This window comes from Gilvibacter sp. CC01 (assembly GCF_055755295.1).
Genome location: NZ_CM146909.1, coordinates 95,912 through 115,851, shown reverse-complemented (window position 1 = coordinate 115,851; position 19,940 = coordinate 95,912). Strand labels below are relative to the sequence as shown.

Here is a 19,940-nt window from a genome sequence, read left to right as displayed (position 1 = left end):
ACTTCTCTTATGGCAAAAAAGATCATCAATACTACCGATGCCCCTGCACCTATTGGGCCCTATTCTCAAGCTGTGATGTACGGCGATATGCTGTATACTTCCGGACAGATCGCCATTGATCCTAAGAGTGGCGAAATGGTGATGGAGTCGATTCAGGCAGAGACCAGACAGGTCATGGAGAACTTAAAGGCTGTCTTAGCTGCTGCGGATATGAGCTTTGAGAACGTTATTAAAACGACCATTTTCTTAAACGATATGGGTCAGTTTGCCGAGGTGAATGCCATTTACGGAGAATACTTTGATGCAGATACCGCGCCAGCCAGAGAAACGGTACAAGTGGCCAATTTGCCAAAATACGTCAATGTGGAGATCGGGATGATCGCCGGACGTTAATTATCGTTCTTCCTACCGCCAAAATTTACAGGACCTAGATCTGGGTCTGAGTCGTCTGGGACCACATTCAAGGTACTGTCTGCCTCCAATTCGATATTCTTATTGAAGATCTTTTTGACCAATTCTCTAAAGGTGTCAAAGTCTACCGTATAAGAAATACCTGCTCCTTGCTCAAAGTTCAGCTGCTCCCCAATGAACTGGATCTGCGCCTGACGGTTAAAGAAATTCATCCGCAGCGAACCGTCCTCATTGATAAGCCATTGGATCTCTACGTCACCCGCCACTTGGGTGTCGTTAACTCCTCCAACAGGAATTCCAACTTCACCGTTAATGATAATCCTGTCTGTAATATTTGCAGAGATAGTAGTTCTGAACCTGTCGCCGGTATCTAGGTCCGGACGTCTGTCTCCCACATCGTAAGCCACTTCTATATTTAGCTTAGCGTCCTTGTCGTTAAGCAGATCGTTAAGTACAGAGCCCACCGCTTGAGACACCACGCTTCCAACCGGATTGTCGAAACCACCGGCCGTATCTTGAAACTGATCTATGGCCAATAAGAAGATCGCTTGTTGCTCGCGCTGTTCTTTAGAACGCAGCTTGTCTTTAAGCTCTTCTGCCACTACATTATTGGCGCGCGGGAATTCCACAAAGAAATCTAGCTCTGGCTTAAGGATCTCTCCACTTAAGGCCACAACAGCATCTACATTTATCTTTCTGTTGGCTCCCGGATTATCTAAGAGAACCGACGGGTTTGCCGTGGTCTTGTAGCGAGCTTTAATGTCAAGATTGGCACGGGTTGGGTCTCCGTTCCAAGTAATAAGGCCATCGTCATCCACGTCTATGGTCTTAGAGATGATGTTCTGGTATTTGAAGTCGTACTTCCCTTCTATCACCCTAAAATCACCCCACATATTGAATTTACCCAGAGTATTGAGCTCTACCAGTATGATTCCCGCTCCCCGCCCTCTGAGCTTGGAGCCACTTTTTTGATCTATAACAACCTCCAAGAGCGCATTTTCATTAATATCCAAGTCGAAGTTCATCTCCAAACCAGTGATCTTTTCTTGGGCTATGGCCTCTCCTCTAAGACGTGCTGCCTTCTCTTCCGGAGACAAAAAACGGATATAACCCTCTTCTCCAAGTGCTTCCACATCACTCAGTGGAATATTGAAAACAGTATTGGGTTCTGTAGTTGCTATGACATCTATGGTCAAGGCATCGGTAGGGCCATATATGTCAGTTTCGCCGCTAACAAAGGCGGTTCCGTAGTATAAAGCATCTTCTTCGAATGGGGTGTCTAGCACCAATAAGTTGTCGGTAATGACCTTGAGATTCAAATTCCATGTTTGAAAATTTTGATGGGTTACATAACCAGACAAAATACCTCCTGAGCCGTACTTGGTATCTGTAAGTGGTATGTTGCCAAGATCCCATCGGCCTCCGTTAATGAATAATTCCGCAGCATCTGCAAATGCGTAATCCACATTGAGATATGGAATCGCTAGGCCTGCTGAATCCATGCTGATCTTTCCTTTAATATCAGGATTTTTGTAACTACCACTTACTTTGGCAAAACCGCTTGCAAAGCCTCGGATATCTGTGATCACATCTGTTCCAAATGGAGTGAGTGCACTCAAGTTCAATCGATCTAAACGCACATCTAGAGCGATCTGTGGTTCTCTTGGCCTCAAGTCTATTCCACCAACAGCAGAAATAGCCTTTACGTTCCCGCTACTCAAGGTACAATTCACATCGTATTGAGAGAGATCTTCGTTACCGGCCACCTTCATTATAAGATATCCGTAGTAAACATCATTGATACTCACATCCGAGATCTCTACGTTAGAATCCGGGTAGTAGGCACCATCACGTTGCAGAAAATTCAAACGCCCATTGACAATTCCGTAGAGGTCTAAATTCTCTACCACTGGTGTAATATTGCCAATGTCCACATCGGTAAAGTTCAACTTAAAGTCCTTGTAGTCGGTCCCCCTTAAAAAGCCAGCCATTTGAATGTACTGTTCTTTGTGATTCATGACCAAGGAATCAATCCGTACATCTTTAAAATTATTGTCAAAGACGATCTTGTTGAGCCTGTTGTTATTCTTATTGATGTACCAGGTTTTATCCTTGAATTCTACAGAAGATCGCTTAACCCCTACTACAGATTTTCCTTCGGGATTTATGGTGTGATACAGAGACAGATTGTACTTGTCTGTATTGTCTTTTCCGCCCGCGAACTCAGACCTGATAAAAAGGGTGTCTTTAAGCGTGAAGTTGATCAACTCCATATTCTTGAGATCGTAAAAGCCTAGGTCTACCGAATCTACCTGTATATAGGTATTAAAAAGTGGGTTGTCGTTGTCTACACGAAGTTTGATATTGCCCAAATAGTTACCATAGACTCCTATTTCTGGGGAATTGAAGTTGAGCTTGAACTCCGACTCATCTGACGATACAGAACCCGTAACTCTAGAATTCTCGCCGAGTTTGATCTCGGGTACAAAGACATCTACAATCTTACTAAAAACCTCAAATTCGTAGTCAAGATATTGGTTGGTGGTAACCTCGATGGGCTGATAGTTGGCATAGATGCTCCCTACGCCATTGCGAAACAGATTGGGCAAATCCATGATCTTGAATTTCCCTATCAATCGCCCGTTAACCACATCTGGGGAAATGATCTTTATTTCGCGCTCTTCTCCAAGATTTCCAGCTTCCACGATCAGATCGTCGAAATAATAATAGTCTTCCAAATTCTGATAGATGGTCTCTTTGAACTCTATCATACCCACAGCGTCATCTACGTTAGTACCTGTCATATCCATAAGGATGGAACCCGAAAAAATACTGATGGAATCTCTTTTAACCAGATTGAGTTTGTTCAGATCAGCATAGTCAACATTGGCTGTAAAATCATAACGATTAATAGCCTCAGAGACATCGATTAGTCCTTCGAAATCCATTTGTAGATTCGGGTCATTTACTGTGAATGCACCATTGAATTCCGGTTTTTGTAGCGTACCACTCACCGAGACACCTCGATAAGGATAATTCATGATCTCTAAGGTGTTAAGGCGACCATTGATGCTAGATTTCACAGTTTCCACATTAAAACCACGCCCGTCGAAGTTCAGGGAGCCATCCAAAATCCCAATGGTAGAGGTGCCCACAAAGGTGCCTAGATTAAACTGATCCATCCGCAGAAAACCTTTGTATGTAGCGTTCTCAATTTCATTTATCTGTCCCATTTCAAAGACAGTTTGTAGATCTCCTAAACCAGTAGCTATATAAACATCAGATTCCAATGTGGTTCCTGTCACAGTAGAATTCCCGTTAACATCAAAAACGCCAAGGCTCATAAGCTCCTGAGGAAGATCTGCAAAGGTATTCGGCAACAACCGTTTTAGATCTGTATAGCTGGTAGATATGTTGTGGTTGCCCGAGGAGACACTAAAACCGTTCTCAATACTTAAAAGATTTTTCCCTTGATATCTTCCGCGGATTCGTGTAGATCTGAATCTGGTATTGTTCGTGTTAAATACAAAGTCATTCAAGGTTCCTTTGAATTCTCCGGATAGAATTAAAGTCTCGTCACGACCAAATTCGTCGTAAAATGCGCCTAGATCGTTGGTGCTAATGGCAGAAGGCTCAAAACGTGCCGTAATGGTCACCTTGTTGATAAAATCGCCCAATTTTTCTGGATAGTCCAACATTACAGAAGCGCCAATATTCGAATAAGCCGTCTGAAGGCGGAGGTCTTTGATCTCCATATGCGCCGGCCCATACGTATAATGTCCACTCATATGATTGACGCAGATGTCGTTCCTTTCGTTAAAGTACAAATGGGTTACCCATAAACTGACTTGATCATCTACGATCTTGAGGTCTTGGGCATTTAAGATCAGATCTCTAAAATCGAAAAGCAATTCAAGTTCCTGGTTCTCATCCCGGATACGAATATGCGAATCTTCCATATTTACCTCCTCTGCCATAAGGACAAAGGGTTCTCCGCTTGGTGGATTGTCGCTTTCAAATCGCTCTATGAACAAGGTCAGGTTATCGTCTAGTTCGTCTTTATAAGTGGTCAGATAAAAATCCAGGCCTTCAAAATCCACATGACTAAGGTCTGGATTGCCTTCGTAGATGCTTCTAAAGCTAAGAATAGAGGCGGAAACCTTTTCAGAAAAAAGCAAAGTGTCTGCTTTATGGTCCTTTATGAGCAATTTGCGCAGTACCAGATCGCCATTCCAGCTGAGGCCTACGCGATCTATATTGATGTCGGTCTTGAACTTCTCATTTACTGATTTGGTGATCTCTTTAGCTATGGCCGTTTGTACCGGAGGCAGCGAGATAAGGATAATGAGCGACACCAAAAAGATCAGCAGGAACAAAAAGATCCGCTGGATTCGTTTTCGGTATTTTTTCAGAGCGCTCAAAGTCGTAATTTTGTATTCAATAAATGTACCACATATTATGGCTAAGCCAACTTATATTTTGGGAATTGAATCTTCATGTGATGACACTAGTGCCGCTGTCATTGCAAACGGTATAATGCTTTCTAATGTTGTTGCTACACAAAAAATACACGAGCAGTATGGCGGGGTTGTTCCAGAGCTGGCCTCCAGAGCGCATCAGCAAAATATTGTTCCAGTGGTTCATCAGGCCTTAGCTCAAGCAAATATCGAAAAAAAAGACCTAAGCGCCATAGCATTTACTAGTGGTCCTGGACTAATGGGTTCGCTCTTGGTTGGCACTTCATTTGCTAAGTCTTTGGCTATGGGATTAAACATTCCCCTGATCGATGTGCACCATATGCGGGCACATATTTTAGCACATTTCATAGAGGTAGAAGGCCAAGCGCCGCCTGAATTTCCTTTTCTTGCCCTTACCATAAGTGGGGGTCATACCCAGTTGGTTCGTGTGAATGACTATTTCGATATGGAACTCTTAGGAGAGACCATAGACGATGCTGTAGGCGAATGCTTTGACAAATCCGGAAAGATTCTAGGCTTGCCCTACCCAGGAGGCCCGCTCTTTGATAAATTGGCTCAACAGGGGAATCCGAAAGCCTTTCCTTTTCCCAAGCCCAAGGTAGGCCCCTATGAATTTAGTTTTAGCGGCCTTAAGACAGCTGTGCTTTATTTTGTGCAGAAGAATACAGCAGAGAATCCTAAGTTTATAGAAGAGAACCTTAAAGATATCTGCGCCAGTGTACAGTACACCATAGTGGATTACATTATGGATAAACTTAAGAATGCCGTTCGCGACACAGGTATTAAGCGTGTGGCCATAGGCGGCGGAGTTTCTGCAAACAGTGGCATTCGTCAAGCCATGGTAGATGCCAAAACGGAACTGGGCTGGGAAACCTTTATTCCGCCCTTCCAATTTTGTACCGACAATGCAGGCATGATCGCTATGGTAGGCCAACTCAAATACGAGCGCGAGAACTTTGCGGGTTATGAGTTACACGCCAAAGCCAGAATGCCCTTTACCCGTCCGGCAGAAATCTAGGGCTTTTTTTACCTTTGAACCATGCAGCTATTCTATCAACCTGAATTAGACGCCAACAGTACCAGTGTAGGCTTTGACAAAGAAGAGAGTCGCCACATTACTCGCGTGCTTAGAAAGTCTACCGGAGACCTTATTCACATTACCAATGGGAAAGGATTGATGTTCCAAGGGGAATTGGGACTGGTAGAACCCAAACATTGCGAGGCTTATATTACCAAGGTTGAAAAATTACCGGCATTGCCTTATCGACTGCATTTGGCGGTTGCGCCTACAAAATCCAACGATCGGTTTGAGTGGTTTTTAGAGAAGGCTACGGAGATAGGTATTAGTCGAATTACGCCGTTGTTGTGTGACCACAGCGAACGCAAGCAGATCAATTGGGAGCGTTACCACAAGATCTTGGTGAGTGCCATGAAGCAATCCTTGCAAGCGCACTTACCTGAATTGAACGAGCTTACCCCTTTCTCAAATTTCATCGATGAGCAGGCTGCCCTTAAAGGAATCAAAGCTATAGCCCACTGTGAGGAAAGCTCCAAAACTCCACTTAAAACCTTGCTAGGCGAGCAAGAATCTGTGGATATACTTGTGCTAATTGGTCCGGAAGGTGACTTTAGCCCTGCGGAGATAGAGAAAGCGGTTACGGCAGGCTTTGAGGCTACAAGTCTGGGGGAGCAGCGTCTGCGCACAGAGACTGCTGCGCTAGTGGCTTGTCATACTGCGGCTTTGGTTCGGTCTTAAATATGGAAACCCAGAGCCTGAGCCCCGGGTTTCGCTAACCAACCATAACTGAAAAAAATACCCCTATGCTCTAATAGCGGTGAATTAGCCATTGGTTCAAAGATTAAGATTTGGGTTGGATAACTGGGTTAAGGTTATAAGAATTACCCTTTACCTTTTTAAAGTTTACTTAAGCCCGAACGGGCCTTACTCTTTACCTTTTAGGTGAATTAACCTTATGAATATAAGGCCTTTACGTATTGCGAAGGCGTAACCTCGTTGATCTTTTTAAACGATTTGTTAAAGGTTACTTTGTTGTTGAAACCCACCTCGTATGCCACGTCTATAATGTTCTTTTCGCGTTCGGTATCGGCTTTTAAGATCTTCATAGCCTCCTTGATTCTGTAGCTATTAATAAGCTCAAAGAAGTTCTGTCCGAAATGCTCGTTAATTATCTGTGAGGCAGAATGCCGTGTAGTGCCTAGACGGTCTGCAAGGGAATCGAGGTTAATGTCGTTCTCCCGATAAATCTTCTCTTCGTCCAAGAGATTCACCAGCTGATTCTTTAATTCTAAGGAGTAACTGTTTGTAAGCCCAGAATTCTTGTATTTAAGGTAGTTGGATTCTAAATGGAAGCCCATTAAAACCTTAGGCTGAGAGTAAGCGACATAGGCCACATAAAGTACCATCCCAGACATGAGGATCAACTGGGAGTTGAAAACCGGCCCGGTATTGATATCTGCCATAAGCAGTATACCATACACCAAATACACTAGTGCGTATAGGATCTGAAAGCCAACTATATTGCGCTGCCAGACATAAAGCGGTGTTTGCACTTGTGTGCGATGCGTCCTGGTCCTTAAAAAGAGTAATAAGGTCAATGTTGCGTAAACGACAAGCGATAGGATCTTTCCGACCGCGACCAATTGTCCGTATGGATTGGAACTGTAATTACCTAGACCGAGCATCATCCGCAGCTTCTCTTCTGCGGAGAGGGCGTAAATTGGCAAGAACATGATAACCAAAGCCAGTGTTGGCACAAGGTGAAGCGCATCAATCCATTTGGGTTTATAACCCGTCTTGATCCGTCTGAAGTAAAAATAAAGCAGCGGTCCGTAAAGGAATGAAAATACCGTCGACATGCTTTGGGTATGCGGTAGTTCGAAAGTGTAATTCATGGTATACAGCCCTACGTGTATGATGAACACGGAGTGAATCAAGAGGAACAAACTAAGCAGCAGCGCCGCCATTTGATCTTTTTTCTTTCTAATATTGATAATCAGCACTATAAAGAAACCGATTAAACCGGAATAGATATAAAAGAGGGCTATCCACTTGAATTGTGGTACGTATTGATCTACCAGACTTTGATAAGCCGGTGCCTCACTGATATAATTGAAAGAACTGTGCTCTACAAAGTGAAAGTCTAAGGTGCGTTTAACGTATTTGTCTATATAGATAGCAGCGGTCTCTGCATCGTTGGTCTTGGCCGCTTTAAATGCTAACTCCCTAAACATAAGTACAGAGTCGATCTGTACTTCTTCTTGCATATGTGCCGATGAGATCTGGGCAAAAGAAGTCGTGCCGCTCAAAACTAGGAGCAGCAGCACGATCATTTTTTTGAATTTTGCCTGGATGGTTAGCATAGCAGAATTTTCAATTAAAGATAAGCCTCAGCAATGTAAAATAAAAGCGGACGGTACATCCCGATAGAAGTTTACCAGTAAATCTTTATCAGGAAATGGTTATAAATATCTGAATAGCAAATATATACAACGCTGCTGTAAAACTACCAAGATTTTAACATTCAAAGCTCAGAAATTCTTGATTATTAAAGATCCTCATTTAATTTACAACAATTTACCCGGAATTTACCCTACAATTTTAGCCCTTTTTGGCATTTATTTAAGAGAAAGGAATACTACCTTTAGGGCATGAGACCGATTCGTATAATAAGTATAAGTTGTCTGCTATTCTTTAGTCTCACCACAAGTATTATTGCTCAAGAAATTGCTGTGCTACAATACGGCGGTGGTGGCGATTGGTACAGCAACCCAACGGCGGTTCCGAATTTGATCCGCTTTTGTAATCAAGAGATCGGTACAGTTATGAAAGACCGCGTAAACAGTGTTAAGCCTGGTAGCATTGATCTTTTCAATTACCCGATATTGCATATGACAGGGCACGGAAATGTATTTTTTACCGATGAAGAAGCTGAAAATCTACGAACCTATCTGCTGAGTGGTGGTTTTTTACATATCGATGACAATTACGGTATGGACCCTTATTTGAGAAAAGAACTCAGCAAGATCTTCCCAGACAAAGAGTTGAAAGAACTACCGGCCTCTCACCCCCTATTCAGTATCCATTTTAATTTTCCGCAAGGCTTACCCAAAATTCATGAGCACGACAATGGCCGCCCCCAAGCTTTTGGCATTTTCCAGAATGACAGGTTACTTGTCTTATATACTTACGAATCCGATATTGGCGATGGCTGGGAAAACCCGGACATTCACAACGATCCGCCTGCTGTGCGGTTAAAAGCCTTACAGATGGGTGCCAATATTGTCAAATTTGCCTTTAATCAATAGGGGTGGCACAATTAACTCACCAACAAACGCAGTTCGAGGCTAAGAAATTTCCCATATGTATTGTTACTGACGGGCTACAGTCGCCGGCCAATATAGGCGGTATTCTTAGGCTTATGGAGGCTTTTGGTATTGGAGAACTTTTCTTGTGTGAATCCGCAGTAGATCTGAACTCCTCCCGCTTAAAACGCACCGCTAGAAGTGCAGAGCGCGCAGTCACGATACATAGTTTTGACACTACCCTTGCTGCGCTTGAGCACTTAATGAACGAGACTCCCAACACCCAAATAATCGCTTTAGAAATAACCACCAATAGTGTCCCCTTGGCACATCTAGATTTAGACAGCTCCGCTCCTATTACCTTAATATTGGGAGGCGAAAGCCAAGGCGTGTCTCCAGAAGTGCTAGCGCGATGCCAGATGGCCACGCATATACCTATGTATGGTAACAACAGTAGCATGAATGTGGCGCAGGCTACGGCAATTGCCTTGTATAGTATTAGCCAGCAGCTTTTGTAGTTGTTGTTAATTGCCTATTTTTAAAACACAACAAAAAACCACCACTATGACATCGAAAACAATTGCCAACGGAATCTTACGGGCTGTGGGGGTACTTGTAGCTGTAGCCTTGCTGTTGTGGTTCTTATACCAGATACGTTCGGTATTGGTTTATATCTGTCTGGCAGCAGTTATTGCACTTATTGGTCGTCCGGTAGTGGTATTTTTGAGAAGACGCTTAAAATTTGGCAATAGCTTAGCGGTGGTCACCACCATTAGTTTGATGTTTGCTGTATTCTTGGGAATAATGTCGCTTTTTATTCCGCTGATAGCCAAACAGAGCAAGAACCTTTCGTTGCTTAATATGAATGGCCTTCAAAGTAATTTTGAGGAGCTGTTCAACCAGGCGAAGAATTACTTCTCTGCGCGTGGGATCGACTTATTGACCACCTTAGAAGAAATGGACTGGCTCTCTAAAATAGACTACAAGGCCGTGCCTGACTTTTTGAATCATATTTTCGGCGCCTTGGGCACTTTTAGCATTGGGCTATTCACGGTGCTGTTCATCTCTTTCTTTTTTTTAAAGGACAGTTCTATGTTTGACCGCTCGCTGATGAGTTTGGTAAAGAATTCTGATGAGAGTCGGCTTAAGAACAGCGTTACCAAGATCCGCAACCTACTAACCCGTTACTTTTTAGGGCTTCTAGGCCAGGTTACGGTGCTGTTTGTGCTCTACACTATAATCCTATTGATCTTTGGTATTGAAAACGCTGTGGTTATAGCATTTCTTTGTGCCTTATTGAATCTGATCCCCTATGTAGGGCCGCTTATCGGTGGTGCATTGATGCTGCTGCTGAGTATGTCCAGTAATATTGGGGCAGACTTTCAAACAGTCATATTACCGACCACTATTTACGTGATGATCGGCTTTGTGGTAGTACAGCTTATAGACAACTTTGTGAATCAGCCTCTAATCTTCTCTTCTAGTGTAAAGTCGCATCCGTTAGAGATATTTCTGATCATAATTATTGGCGGATTGTTATTAGGCATTGTCGGTATGGTAGTGGCCGTTCCTGCCTATACAGCCATAAAGGTGATCGCTAAGGAGTTCTTGTGGGAATACAAGGTTGTACAGAAGCTCACCAAAAATCTCTAGGTCTTGCTAAGCGCACTTGTTAGCCCAGAGGTACAAGAATATATATTGGAGAATCTCCAGGCTGAACCCGCAACTATTGCCCTAAAAAAGGCTGTTTTTGAAAACGTGTCTATGGCAGACATTGCCTCTCAGATCGCCGCGCGACAACGGATCAAAACCAAACTCCCTGCACTCTATGACAAAAGTGGGCTGGTGTTTCCTCCTAAACTCAATTTAGAACAGAGCTCCTCCGCAGAAACAGCCACTTATAAAGCACAGCCCCATAGCGGCAAACGTCTTCTGGACCTTACAGGAGGGCTTGGTATAGATACTATGGCTTTTGCCCAACAGTTTGAAGAAGTGCATTATTGCGAACACAATGCCGAACTGGCGGCCATAGCAGCGCATAACTTTAAAACGCTTGGGCTTGATAATATCACCGTGCATGTTGGAGATAGTTTAAGAGTATTGGAGAGTGCCCATTGGGATATGATCTATTGCGATCCGGACAGGCGCTCTAAGGTGCAGCGAGCTTTTCGTTTGGAAGACTGTGAGCCTAACGTGGTAGCCTTACAGGAGCGACTTTTAAGGCATACAGACCGTTTACTGATTAAGGCGGCCCCTATGTTAGATCTGGATCTGGCTAAGAAACAACTGCCTAATTTAAAGCAGGTCACTGTGCTCGCTGTAAAGGGCGAGGTAAAAGAACTGCTACTGCTCTGTGAAGCACAGGCCACTGCCCTAACCCGTACGGCCGTAAACCTTACCTCAGCGGGTGCGGATATAGATGAAATCCGTGTTATTAATGAACCTATTACGTATGCTGACCCCAAAACGTATTTGTACTTGCCGCATGCTGCGCTAATGAAACTACAGGCTTTTGATTATGTCGCCGGTCAATACAAGCTGGACAAACTGTCTGTTAACAGTCATATTTTTACTGCTGACGATTTGGTTGAGTTCCCCGGGCGCCGTTTTAGATTGCTCAAGCAATTGCCTTATGCAAAAAAGACCATGCGCGAATATTCGAAGCAAGACTATTTGGTCATTTCCAAGAATTTTCCGCTCCCTGTAGCCAAGCTGCGACAGCAGTATAAGATCAAGGATGCCGGAAATAATTACCTCATTTTTACCACTTTGCTAGACGGACATCGCGTGGTTTTAGAAGCCGAGCCCATTTTGTAAAAAAATCTGAAAATAGGTTGTGTTATCTAATTCGAAAAGTTAACTTTGCCTCCGCTAAAATCGGCAACGGTATTAGTGTTTATTGGAGAGGTGCCAGAGTGGTAATGGAGCAGATTGCTAATCTGTCAACGGGTAACCGTTGCCCGGGTTCGAATCCCGGTCTCTCCGCCTTCACCTTCCGAAGTTTGTAGAACTAAGGAGGGAATAAAGAAAAGAGGGCTACGGCGGACACGTCCGCAAAATGTAGCCTTCTTATCGGGGTGTAGCGTAGCCCGGTTATCGCGCCTGCTTTGGGAGCAGGAGGTCGCAGGTTCGAATCCTGCCACCCCGACAAAAGAAAAAGCCTGTACAGCGTAGAAAGTTTACTTTCTTAAGCGGTACGGGCTTTTTCTTTTAGCAACGAACAAAATAGAGGATCATGCGACCAAAGGGAGCATAATCCTTTTGTGAGTTGCAATTTTGCAACAAACCAAAACTAGGATCACGTGCGTAAGCGAGTAATCCTTTTAGATTGTTGCATTTCTTTACGAACGGAAACTTGTTTCCAGTGAGCCAAGGAAACAAAAAAGCCATAGAAAGCGGAGCTTTCTGGCTTTCTCTAGCAACATCCCCCTCTTAGGATCATTGCCGAAGGCAATGAATCCTTTAAGTTTACTTTCTTAAGCGGTACGGGCTTTTTCTTTTAGCAACGAACAAAATAGAGGATCATGCGACCAAAGGGAGCATAATCCTTTTGTGAGTTGCTTTTCTTTACGAACGGAAACTTGTTTCCATTGAGCGAAGGAAACAAAAAAGCCATAGAAAGCGGAGCTTTCTGGCTTTCTCTAGCAACATCCCCCTCTTAGGATCATTGCCGAAGGCAATGAATCCTTTCAAGATACATCCTTAAACAGCATAGGCCTTTTCTAACAGCTGTTTAGTTTATGCGCTGTTGTAAAATGTTATTTATTCCTGAAATGATGTAAGTTTTCCATTTTCAAAATATAAATACAAACTATCATATACCCATTGTTCGTGTACACCCCAGGGTCCAACGCTTCTGTTTATATCATTAGGCCTACCTAAAGATATAGTCGCCATTTCTCTATTCATTCCAATCCAGTAATGACCCTGTTTTAACTTGTTGTAAATACGTTCTCCGTATTTTTTAATATAACCCTTTTCTAATTCAGCATACTCGGCTTTTTTTGTTTTAAGTTTTTGCTGTCTTTCTAACTTCTTCAATTCTTGTTCTTCTGCCTCTTTGAACTTCTTAAAATCAATAATCAGTTGGTCTTTCACAATCCACAACTCATTCATATAGCCACAAATAGAATCAATGCAGACTCCAAAATATCCAGCTTTGTAGTCTAAAATAAGGACTTCTTCGTCAGCCGTTAATGTTGTAATTAACTCCCCCAAGGGATGAGCTGTTTTCTTTAATTTTGCACCACTTCTTACAATTCCTTTTAAAGTAGAATCGTTGACAGTTTTTATAATTTTTTTTGATTTTAAGGCTATTATTTTAATATCAAGCTTTTTAATCGAATCATTCAATACTTGGACTTGCATTGTCAATTTTTCCTTTTGACTTTCCAATTGATTAATTTCATCCTGTTGAGAAAACCCTTTAAAAGAAATCAAAATTAATATAGGGATAATATAACCTTTCATATGTTTCTTATAATGTTTTACAACGGTTTGTGTATGGTTAGTGGCGGATTTCGAAGCACTTAACTTTCAGTTTTGCACTTAGTTTATTAAATGCTAAAACATTGTTAATTAGCATATAACCGCCATTAACTATACACCTTGTTAGCGGCTTTGTTTCTATTTTCTTGTTATTATTTCATTTCGTTAATAGTAATTATGGATTGCAATAATCACAATACATAGGATCTTCTTTTGTTTTATGAGATGGATACATTTTCTCTTTTGAATATTCACAACGCTGACATTCATAAATATGACTTAACGTTGATTTAGTTGGTAATCCACATAAATTACATTCTAACCCTTTTTTTACATCTGTAACGTCAAAACCTGGCGCGTTACATTCTGGGCAGTGAGAATTTACTTTGTCTACTAATTTTTTGGCCGCATTTTCAATTACAGTCATTCGGGTAGGGTTGTACATTGCCCTCATATCTGTTTCTGCATAAATAGAATTAGACTCGTGAAGAAGTTTTTTAAATGCTTGTTTTAGTAAAGTCATATCTGTAATCCCCTTAATGATATGAGTATTATCTTTCTCGGATTTGCGAAGTATAAGTCCATGAGTTGGAAATTTAACAGATTTTGCAAAGTCGAAAAGGTCTTTCTCGGTTTCAATTTCCTTTCCATCAAAATTGGTTTCTAAACTTAATTCTCTAGCAATTATTTCTAAGTTGTTCTTTTTGTCAATGAATATTAAAAATTCATCGTCTGCCCTTGCAAAAAAGATGGAAGGATGAGCACCAAAAGAACCTTCACTTGCAACTCCCAAATCACAATTACTCGCTTCCATAGCTAAAAGGCATTTTTTTCTAACGGTTGAAATTGGGTCAAGTTCTCTTTCAATTTCTCCTGAAAAAGTTCCTAAAGTATCTGTGTCAAAACTTTCATTTGTAAAACAGGTTACTCCTAGATTTTTTTCTAGCAATGGAGCAATTACTTTTTCCTTTTCATGTTTAGTTGCAATTACAAGTTTTCTATTTTCAAATAATGAAGTGCTCATACAAATTATAGTAATTATTTTGTAGCTCTTTCTAGTCTGTCGTTAATGGATTTACCTAATCCAATATCTGGAAACCTTTGTGCAACTATCATATCCAAACCTAAGTGGTCTAGTGTGTGAAGTGAACTGTATAAATTTGAAGCAGCTTCTTTTAAATCTCTGGACTTTGATAAAATTTCTCTGTGTTTAATATTAGAAGCCGTTATGGCTTCTGAAAAGCTTACCAAACCAATTGTTCTATCCTCATAATCTGTTATAAATTTATCAATATCGTTTACGAGGTATGTTTTTGTTTTAGGTGAGTAGTGTTTGGCCAACATACCTGGTGCGTTGGGAGTTTTTTCTTTCTTGTTTTTCACATTAATTTTCCCCACTACATTTTCAATTTCTTCTGTGGAGATAGCTCCTAATCTATAAAGTATAGGTTCATTATTTTCAAATCCAATGATGGTAGATTCTAATCCGTTTTTACACTCTCCGCCTTCAAGTACCATTTGTATAGAATATTTAAAATAGCTTTCAACGTGTAATGCCTTCGTTGGACTAATTCTATTAAACGGATTTGCACTAGGTGCAGCTAGAGGAAACGATAATTTCTTTAGCAACTTTAAAGTGACTGGATGATTGGGGATTCTGACAGCAACAGTTTCTTTACCAGCTGTTATTACATCTGGAATCGTAGATTTTTTCTTTAAGACTAATGTTAACGAACCAGGCCAAAAAGCGTCTGCAAGTAATTGTGCTTTAGGAGGAAAATCACTTACTATTTCATCTAATTGTTCAACAGAATGAAGATGTACAATTAAGGGATTGAACAATGGTCTTTGTTTTACTTCAAATATTTTACGAATGGCTTTGTCACTGTAAATATTCCCCGCCAACCCATAAACAGTTTCAGTTGGGATGGCTACTACATCTTCATTGTTTAAGATTTTAACAGCCTTACTAATGTTATTTGAAATGATGGTCATAATTGCAGCTAGTTATTAATAAATTCAATAGACATTCCAAAGTTATTTTCATTAAAAGTACCATTGTCATACACCAAATTTCCGTTCACAAATGTCTGTTTAATTGCCGTTTGAAAAGTTGTTCCTTCTAATGGCGACCATCCACATTTATATAGCAGATTGTCCTTAGTAACTGTCCATTGGCTACTTAAGTCGACCAAAGTTAAATCAGCATAATAACCTTCTCGGATAAATCCTCTGTTGATCATATTGTATAAAATTGCTGGATTGTGGCACATTTTCTCCACTATTTTTTCTAACGAAATCAAACCTTGTTTGTAAAACTCCAACATGCAATTTAGCGTGTGCTGCACCATTGGTGCTCCAGACATAGATTGGAAATAGGGTTTTTGTTTTTCCTCTAATGTATGTGGTGCGTGATCGGTAGTAATAATATCAATTCTATCATCAAGAAGTGCTTTTAATAAACCTTGTTTATCCTTTTCAGTTTTAATGGCTGGATTCCACTTAATGAGCATTCCTAATTGCTCATAATCTTTGTCAGAGAACCATAAATGGTGTACCGAAACTTCGGTTGTTATTTTTTTCTGTTTTAAAGGAATGTTATTCTGAAAAAGATGTGTTTCTACTTCAGTTGTTAAGTGAAGAATATGCAAGCGAGCATTGTGTTTTTTGGCTAATTCAATAGCACGTTTGGTGGCCTCATAGCAGCCTTCAGCACTTCGTATAATGGGATGGGATTTCGCTGGAATTTCCTCTCCGTACTTTTCTCTAAAAGCTTGTTCATTGGCTTCTACAATTTCTTCTTTCTCTGAATGAATAGCGATAATTGATTTGCAGTTCGCAAAAAGCTTTTCCATTGTGTCAGGACTATCAGCCAACAGGTTTCCTTTTTTAGTAAAATATAAGCCGTCATCAGAAACACCAATAAATTTGCTGGTATCCATCTTAATTACATCATCAATATTATCTCCATTTACACCAAGAAAAAACGAATAGTTTGCTAAAGATTTTTTAGAAGCAATCTCATATTTTTCGTTTAGGCTTTCAACTGTTAAAATATTCGGAACCGTATTCGGCATATCAATAAAAGAAGTTACGCCACCTGCTATGGCAGCTTTACTTTCGGTATACAAATCCCCTTTATGTGTAAGTCCTGGATCTCTAAAATGAACTTGTCCGTCTATAATTCCTGGGAATAGGTGTTTGCCAGTACCGTCAATTACTTTGTGATTTGGCTCACTATCAATATTGCCAATTTTACGAATAAGTCCATCCGATAAAAGTACGTCTGCAACAAATGATCTTCCTTCATTTACTATTGTAGAATTTTTAATTAAAATACTCTGATTCATTGTTCATTCCTTTATTATTGATGGCGTATTTTATTTTTGGAAATTTGTCAAATTTAAAAATTTGGCGACTTCCTAAAAATGCCCAAACCTTTGTGTTATCAAAGACTCGCGCTATTTTTTATATACGTTGTTAGGCAAAGTATTTTTTTCATATTTATTATGGATTGTTATTATTGCTAATCCAAACAGAACAGCTACTACAATTAAAATTGTACTTATTAATCCGCTTACTCCGAATGACATACGGATTAAAATTGTTGAAACTATAAATCCAGAATTTCTAATTATTTTGTGGAATTTATCTGTGTAAAAGAAGGAAATTAACAAAAGAACGACATCCACTAATATCAGAACGGTAAAAAATTCATCAAAGAATAGATTATTAATTTTTTCAAAACTGGGTAAGTTATTTGAAGTAAATGAGATATCAGAAGTCCAACTAAAAAGTGTAATTAAAGCCATTGTAAAAAATATCGGAACTAAAACAATCGCAATTATCTTCTTTCTACGGATGAATCTTTCAATTTTTAGTTGATTTACATCTGGTATCTGCGATTTCCGAGCTCCTTGTTTTACAAACTGATAAATCAAATAGAAAAGAATGATTGATGCCAAAATATCATAGGTGAATTGTAAATCTCCTTTAATATTAAACCAATCTGATGACAGTTCAAGGCCAGATAAATCCTTAAATAATTTTCGAATAATAATAAGTGTTATTATTTCATACTGTTTGGTTATATAGCTCGTGAATGACTTTGGTAAGTAATATATTAATAAGTAAACTTCATAGATAAGTATAAAAGAGAACGGGGTGTAAATTGCAGATATCGGATTTTTAAATAATTCTGATTCTGAAAGAAAATTAATCATGCCTAATTTTGATAGGTAAATTAAAATTAAGTGAATAAAAAACCCTGTTAGCGCAACATAAAGTATTACTTTTTCAATCCGCTTTTTGGCGTATTCAGATAGAAAAATTTGATATAGTTTATTAAATAAATTCATATTTTATTCATTCCGACATATTTTGCCTAACGTCTTCGTATAAACGCCGTGCGAACCCTCCGACGCGCGCTAAACGTAACGTTTTATCTTTTTAAATTAAATTTTCTTCTCTACAACCAAGGCCTTGTGAGCGTTGGCGTTTATGCGTTGTTAGCAATAGTATTTATAATTCAGAGCCTCTTTTTGCACCAGCATCAATTATATCATCTACTAATAAACTTAGTTGATCATTATCCTTATTTCCAAAGTTCAATTTAAGTTCAATTATATATGCTTCTATGAAATCAATAAGAGTCTCTTTTTTTCCGTCAACCATCTCATAAGCGTTAAAATCTATACGATATTTGTCAACATCTAAGAGAAAATCAAATAAGTCAATCACCCCATTATCTACTGCAATCTTATATAAATGCAAATCACGAGATGTCAAGTCTTTAGTGTTCCTAGGACATATTAATTTGCTATTATACTTATTCAAAAAGTCAGAAATTATTTGGTCATTATTCTCAATTAATGGATCTAATTCTAAAGCATTAAAAATGATATTTCTGAACTTTTCTGGATTGAAGCCAACATTTGAAGCATGCATAACATATACACATAGCTTATTTCGCACTGAAATTAATTCTTCTTCATTTAGGTCTTTTATTTCAATAATGTTTTGATACTCTTCTTGTTTTACTTTCAAATATTTGTCAACGTAGTCTGTTAAACCACAATTGCTATTATCATTGGATGCTTGAGCAATTCCAAATACGAAATGAGTTAAAATGATGAGAAGTGTTATTTTCATGTTTCTTTAATTATTGCTAACGTCCCCGTATACAAATAGTGCACAAACTTGACACGACCAATACGATCAGACTAGATTAATTTTTATTAAAACGGGGAGACTATAAATATAGCACAAACGTGCATTGTTTGTATGCGTTGTTAGGTGCTGTTTAAACACTAAAGCTCGTATTCAAGTTTAAAATATTGCTCTATAGTGTAATCTTTCATAAGTACCTGAAATTTTGATTCCAGTTGAATAAATTCTTTTTCAGAAAGACGTAGTTGACCATTTACTTCTCTTTCAAAAACCGGTTCCTGTATAAACAAATCCCCAATTTTTTTGACATTTGGAAGATCACTGTTCAAAAATGCTGTTAACAATTCTGGTTTGTTTTTATTGATCAAAGTTCTCGACTTATCAGTGTTTTTTACAATTTCATACTTTTGATTGATTCCGCCATCACCGTATGGTTCACAACTGCAATCACAGCGTCCACCTAGATCTTGACATTTGGGTTTGGTACCTGATGGGCAATCTACTTCACAAGAACTAGAACCACCATTACCGTCTGTCGTACTGCAACTACAACTACCCCCGCTTCTAAATGCCATGAGATATTCTTCCTTAAATTTTTTCTGATCTTCTTCGCTCATGGCTAGATACTCTGATTTAGAAAGTGTAGATAATTTTGGATGGCCAGTAATATTTTGAACTTCCTTAGTGGCAGTTTTCTTTGCTTCTAAATTTACACCTGAACGGGACGTATAATTTTCAGAACTACAACTTTGAATCAAAAAAATACTCACAAGAGCAAGACAAGTTAACAAAACACTTTTTTTTCATAACTATAATCTATTTATAAAAATTAAACAAAATATAGATTTAACATTGGGGAGTTAAAATTGCACCTAACGGTAAAGTATATGAAAAGTAGGGCAGGTGATTAGCGATGTTTTTTCGGTTGAGCCACGAGCCAAATCTTTTGCATTTTGCTTTTATCTTAAATTTTCAAAAGCCAAATCAAAAGATTTGGCGGTCATTGCAAACACGCCAAACCGATTGATTTTGCTACTAATTGCCCTATTTTTTATATACAGTGTTAGGGGC

General features: G+C 39.6%; 16 protein-coding genes and 2 tRNA genes. 9 read left to right on the top strand and 9 right to left on the bottom strand.

The annotated features are described in order from the left end of the window. Positions 1–9 precede the first annotated feature (9 nt). Positions 10–393: a RidA family protein gene (locus AC0J2F_RS00590; RefSeq protein WP_473008110.1), complete on the top strand. Its 384-nt coding sequence runs from the start codon at positions 10–12 to the stop codon at positions 391–393. On the opposite strand, the gene AC0J2F_RS00585 is transcribed toward AC0J2F_RS00590, so the two are convergent. Continuing rightward, positions 390–4,832, bottom strand: coding sequence for a translocation/assembly module TamB domain-containing protein (locus tag AC0J2F_RS00585; RefSeq protein WP_473008109.1), 4,443 nt, complete (start codon positions 4,830–4,832; stop codon positions 390–392). The two genes, AC0J2F_RS00590 and AC0J2F_RS00585, sit on opposite strands and share 4 nt — an antisense overlap. A 37-nt stretch (positions 4,833–4,869) precedes the next feature. Here AC0J2F_RS00585 and tsaD point away from each other — a divergent pair, with 37 nt between their 5' ends. Next, positions 4,870–5,907, top strand: a complete 1,038-nt coding sequence (gene tsaD, locus AC0J2F_RS00580) for a tRNA (adenosine(37)-N6)-threonylcarbamoyltransferase complex transferase subunit TsaD (protein WP_473008108.1) — start codon at positions 4,870–4,872, stop codon at positions 5,905–5,907. A 21-nt stretch (positions 5,908–5,928) separates the two neighbouring features. Continuing rightward, positions 5,929–6,645: a 16S rRNA (uracil(1498)-N(3))-methyltransferase gene (locus tag AC0J2F_RS00575; protein WP_473008107.1), complete on the top strand. Its 717-nt coding sequence runs from the start codon at positions 5,929–5,931 to the stop codon at positions 6,643–6,645. A gap of 215 nt (positions 6,646–6,860) precedes the next feature. On the opposite strand, the gene AC0J2F_RS00570 is transcribed toward AC0J2F_RS00575, so the two are convergent. After that, positions 6,861–8,240: an AraC family transcriptional regulator gene (locus tag AC0J2F_RS00570; RefSeq protein ID WP_473008106.1), complete on the bottom strand. Its 1,380-nt coding sequence runs from the start codon at positions 8,238–8,240 to the stop codon at positions 6,861–6,863. A gap of 318 nt (positions 8,241–8,558) precedes the next feature. On the opposite strand from AC0J2F_RS00570, the gene AC0J2F_RS00565 reads away from it, so the two are divergent. The 6 genes from AC0J2F_RS00565 to AC0J2F_RS00540 all read left to right on the top strand — a co-directional run bounded on the left by AC0J2F_RS00565 (position 8,559) and on the right by AC0J2F_RS00540 (position 12,360). Then, entirely contained in the window at positions 8,559–9,215 is a 657-nt protein-coding gene (locus tag AC0J2F_RS00565) for a DUF4159 domain-containing protein (protein WP_473008105.1), read from the top strand. A gap of 2 nt (positions 9,216–9,217) precedes the next feature. Next, on the top strand, positions 9,218–9,730 hold the full coding sequence (locus AC0J2F_RS00560) for a TrmH family RNA methyltransferase (protein WP_473008104.1): 513 nt from the start codon (positions 9,218–9,220) through the stop codon (positions 9,728–9,730). Between the two features lie 46 nt (positions 9,731–9,776). After that, positions 9,777–10,865 carry an AI-2E family transporter gene (locus AC0J2F_RS00555; protein WP_473008103.1) on the top strand — a complete coding sequence of 363 codons (1,089 nt, stop codon included), beginning with the start codon at positions 9,777–9,779 and terminating at the stop codon, positions 10,863–10,865. Positions 10,866–10,868: 3 nt separating this feature from the next. Then, the gene (locus tag AC0J2F_RS00550) at positions 10,869–12,029 is read left to right on the top strand and encodes a THUMP-like domain-containing protein (RefSeq protein ID WP_473008102.1); all 1,161 of its coding nucleotides are present in this window, start codon (positions 10,869–10,871) and stop codon (positions 12,027–12,029) included. A gap of 84 nt (positions 12,030–12,113) precedes the next feature. Then, positions 12,114–12,197: transfer RNA gene (locus AC0J2F_RS00545), tRNA-Ser, on the top strand. A gap of 88 nt (positions 12,198–12,285) precedes the next feature. Then, a tRNA-Pro gene (locus tag AC0J2F_RS00540) sits at positions 12,286–12,360 on the top strand. A 614-nt stretch (positions 12,361–12,974) separates the two neighbouring features. Here the strand turns inward: AC0J2F_RS00540 and AC0J2F_RS00535 are convergent. The 7 genes from AC0J2F_RS00535 to AC0J2F_RS00505 form a co-directional block, all read right to left on the bottom strand. Next, positions 12,975–13,682, bottom strand: coding sequence for a hypothetical protein (locus tag AC0J2F_RS00535; RefSeq protein WP_473008101.1), 708 nt, complete (start codon positions 13,680–13,682; stop codon positions 12,975–12,977). Positions 13,683–13,875: 193 nt separating this feature from the next. Further along, positions 13,876–14,724: a DUF6671 family protein gene (locus AC0J2F_RS00530; protein WP_473008100.1), complete on the bottom strand. Its 849-nt coding sequence runs from the start codon at positions 14,722–14,724 to the stop codon at positions 13,876–13,878. A 14-nt stretch (positions 14,725–14,738) separates the two neighbouring features. Continuing rightward, positions 14,739–15,695 (bottom strand): L-threonylcarbamoyladenylate synthase, encoded by a 957-nt coding sequence (locus AC0J2F_RS00525; RefSeq protein WP_473008099.1) that lies wholly within the window; start codon positions 15,693–15,695, stop codon positions 14,739–14,741. An 8-nt stretch (positions 15,696–15,703) separates the two neighbouring features. After that, complete coding sequence (locus AC0J2F_RS00520; RefSeq protein WP_473008098.1) at positions 15,704–17,050, bottom strand: dihydroorotase; 1,347 nt, start codon at positions 17,048–17,050, stop codon at positions 15,704–15,706. Between the two features lie 111 nt (positions 17,051–17,161). Beyond that, the gene (locus AC0J2F_RS00515; RefSeq protein WP_473008097.1) at positions 17,162–18,058 is read right to left on the bottom strand and encodes a hypothetical protein; all 897 of its coding nucleotides are present in this window, start codon (positions 18,056–18,058) and stop codon (positions 17,162–17,164) included. Positions 18,059–18,221: 163 nt separating this feature from the next. After that, a complete protein-coding gene (locus AC0J2F_RS00510) occupies positions 18,222–18,851 on the bottom strand; it encodes a hypothetical protein (RefSeq protein WP_473008096.1) in 630 nt (209 codons plus the stop codon). 158 nt (positions 18,852–19,009) lie between these two features. Then, positions 19,010–19,639: a hypothetical protein gene (locus AC0J2F_RS00505; protein WP_473008095.1), complete on the bottom strand. Its 630-nt coding sequence runs from the start codon at positions 19,637–19,639 to the stop codon at positions 19,010–19,012. Positions 19,640–19,940 lie beyond the last annotated feature (301 nt).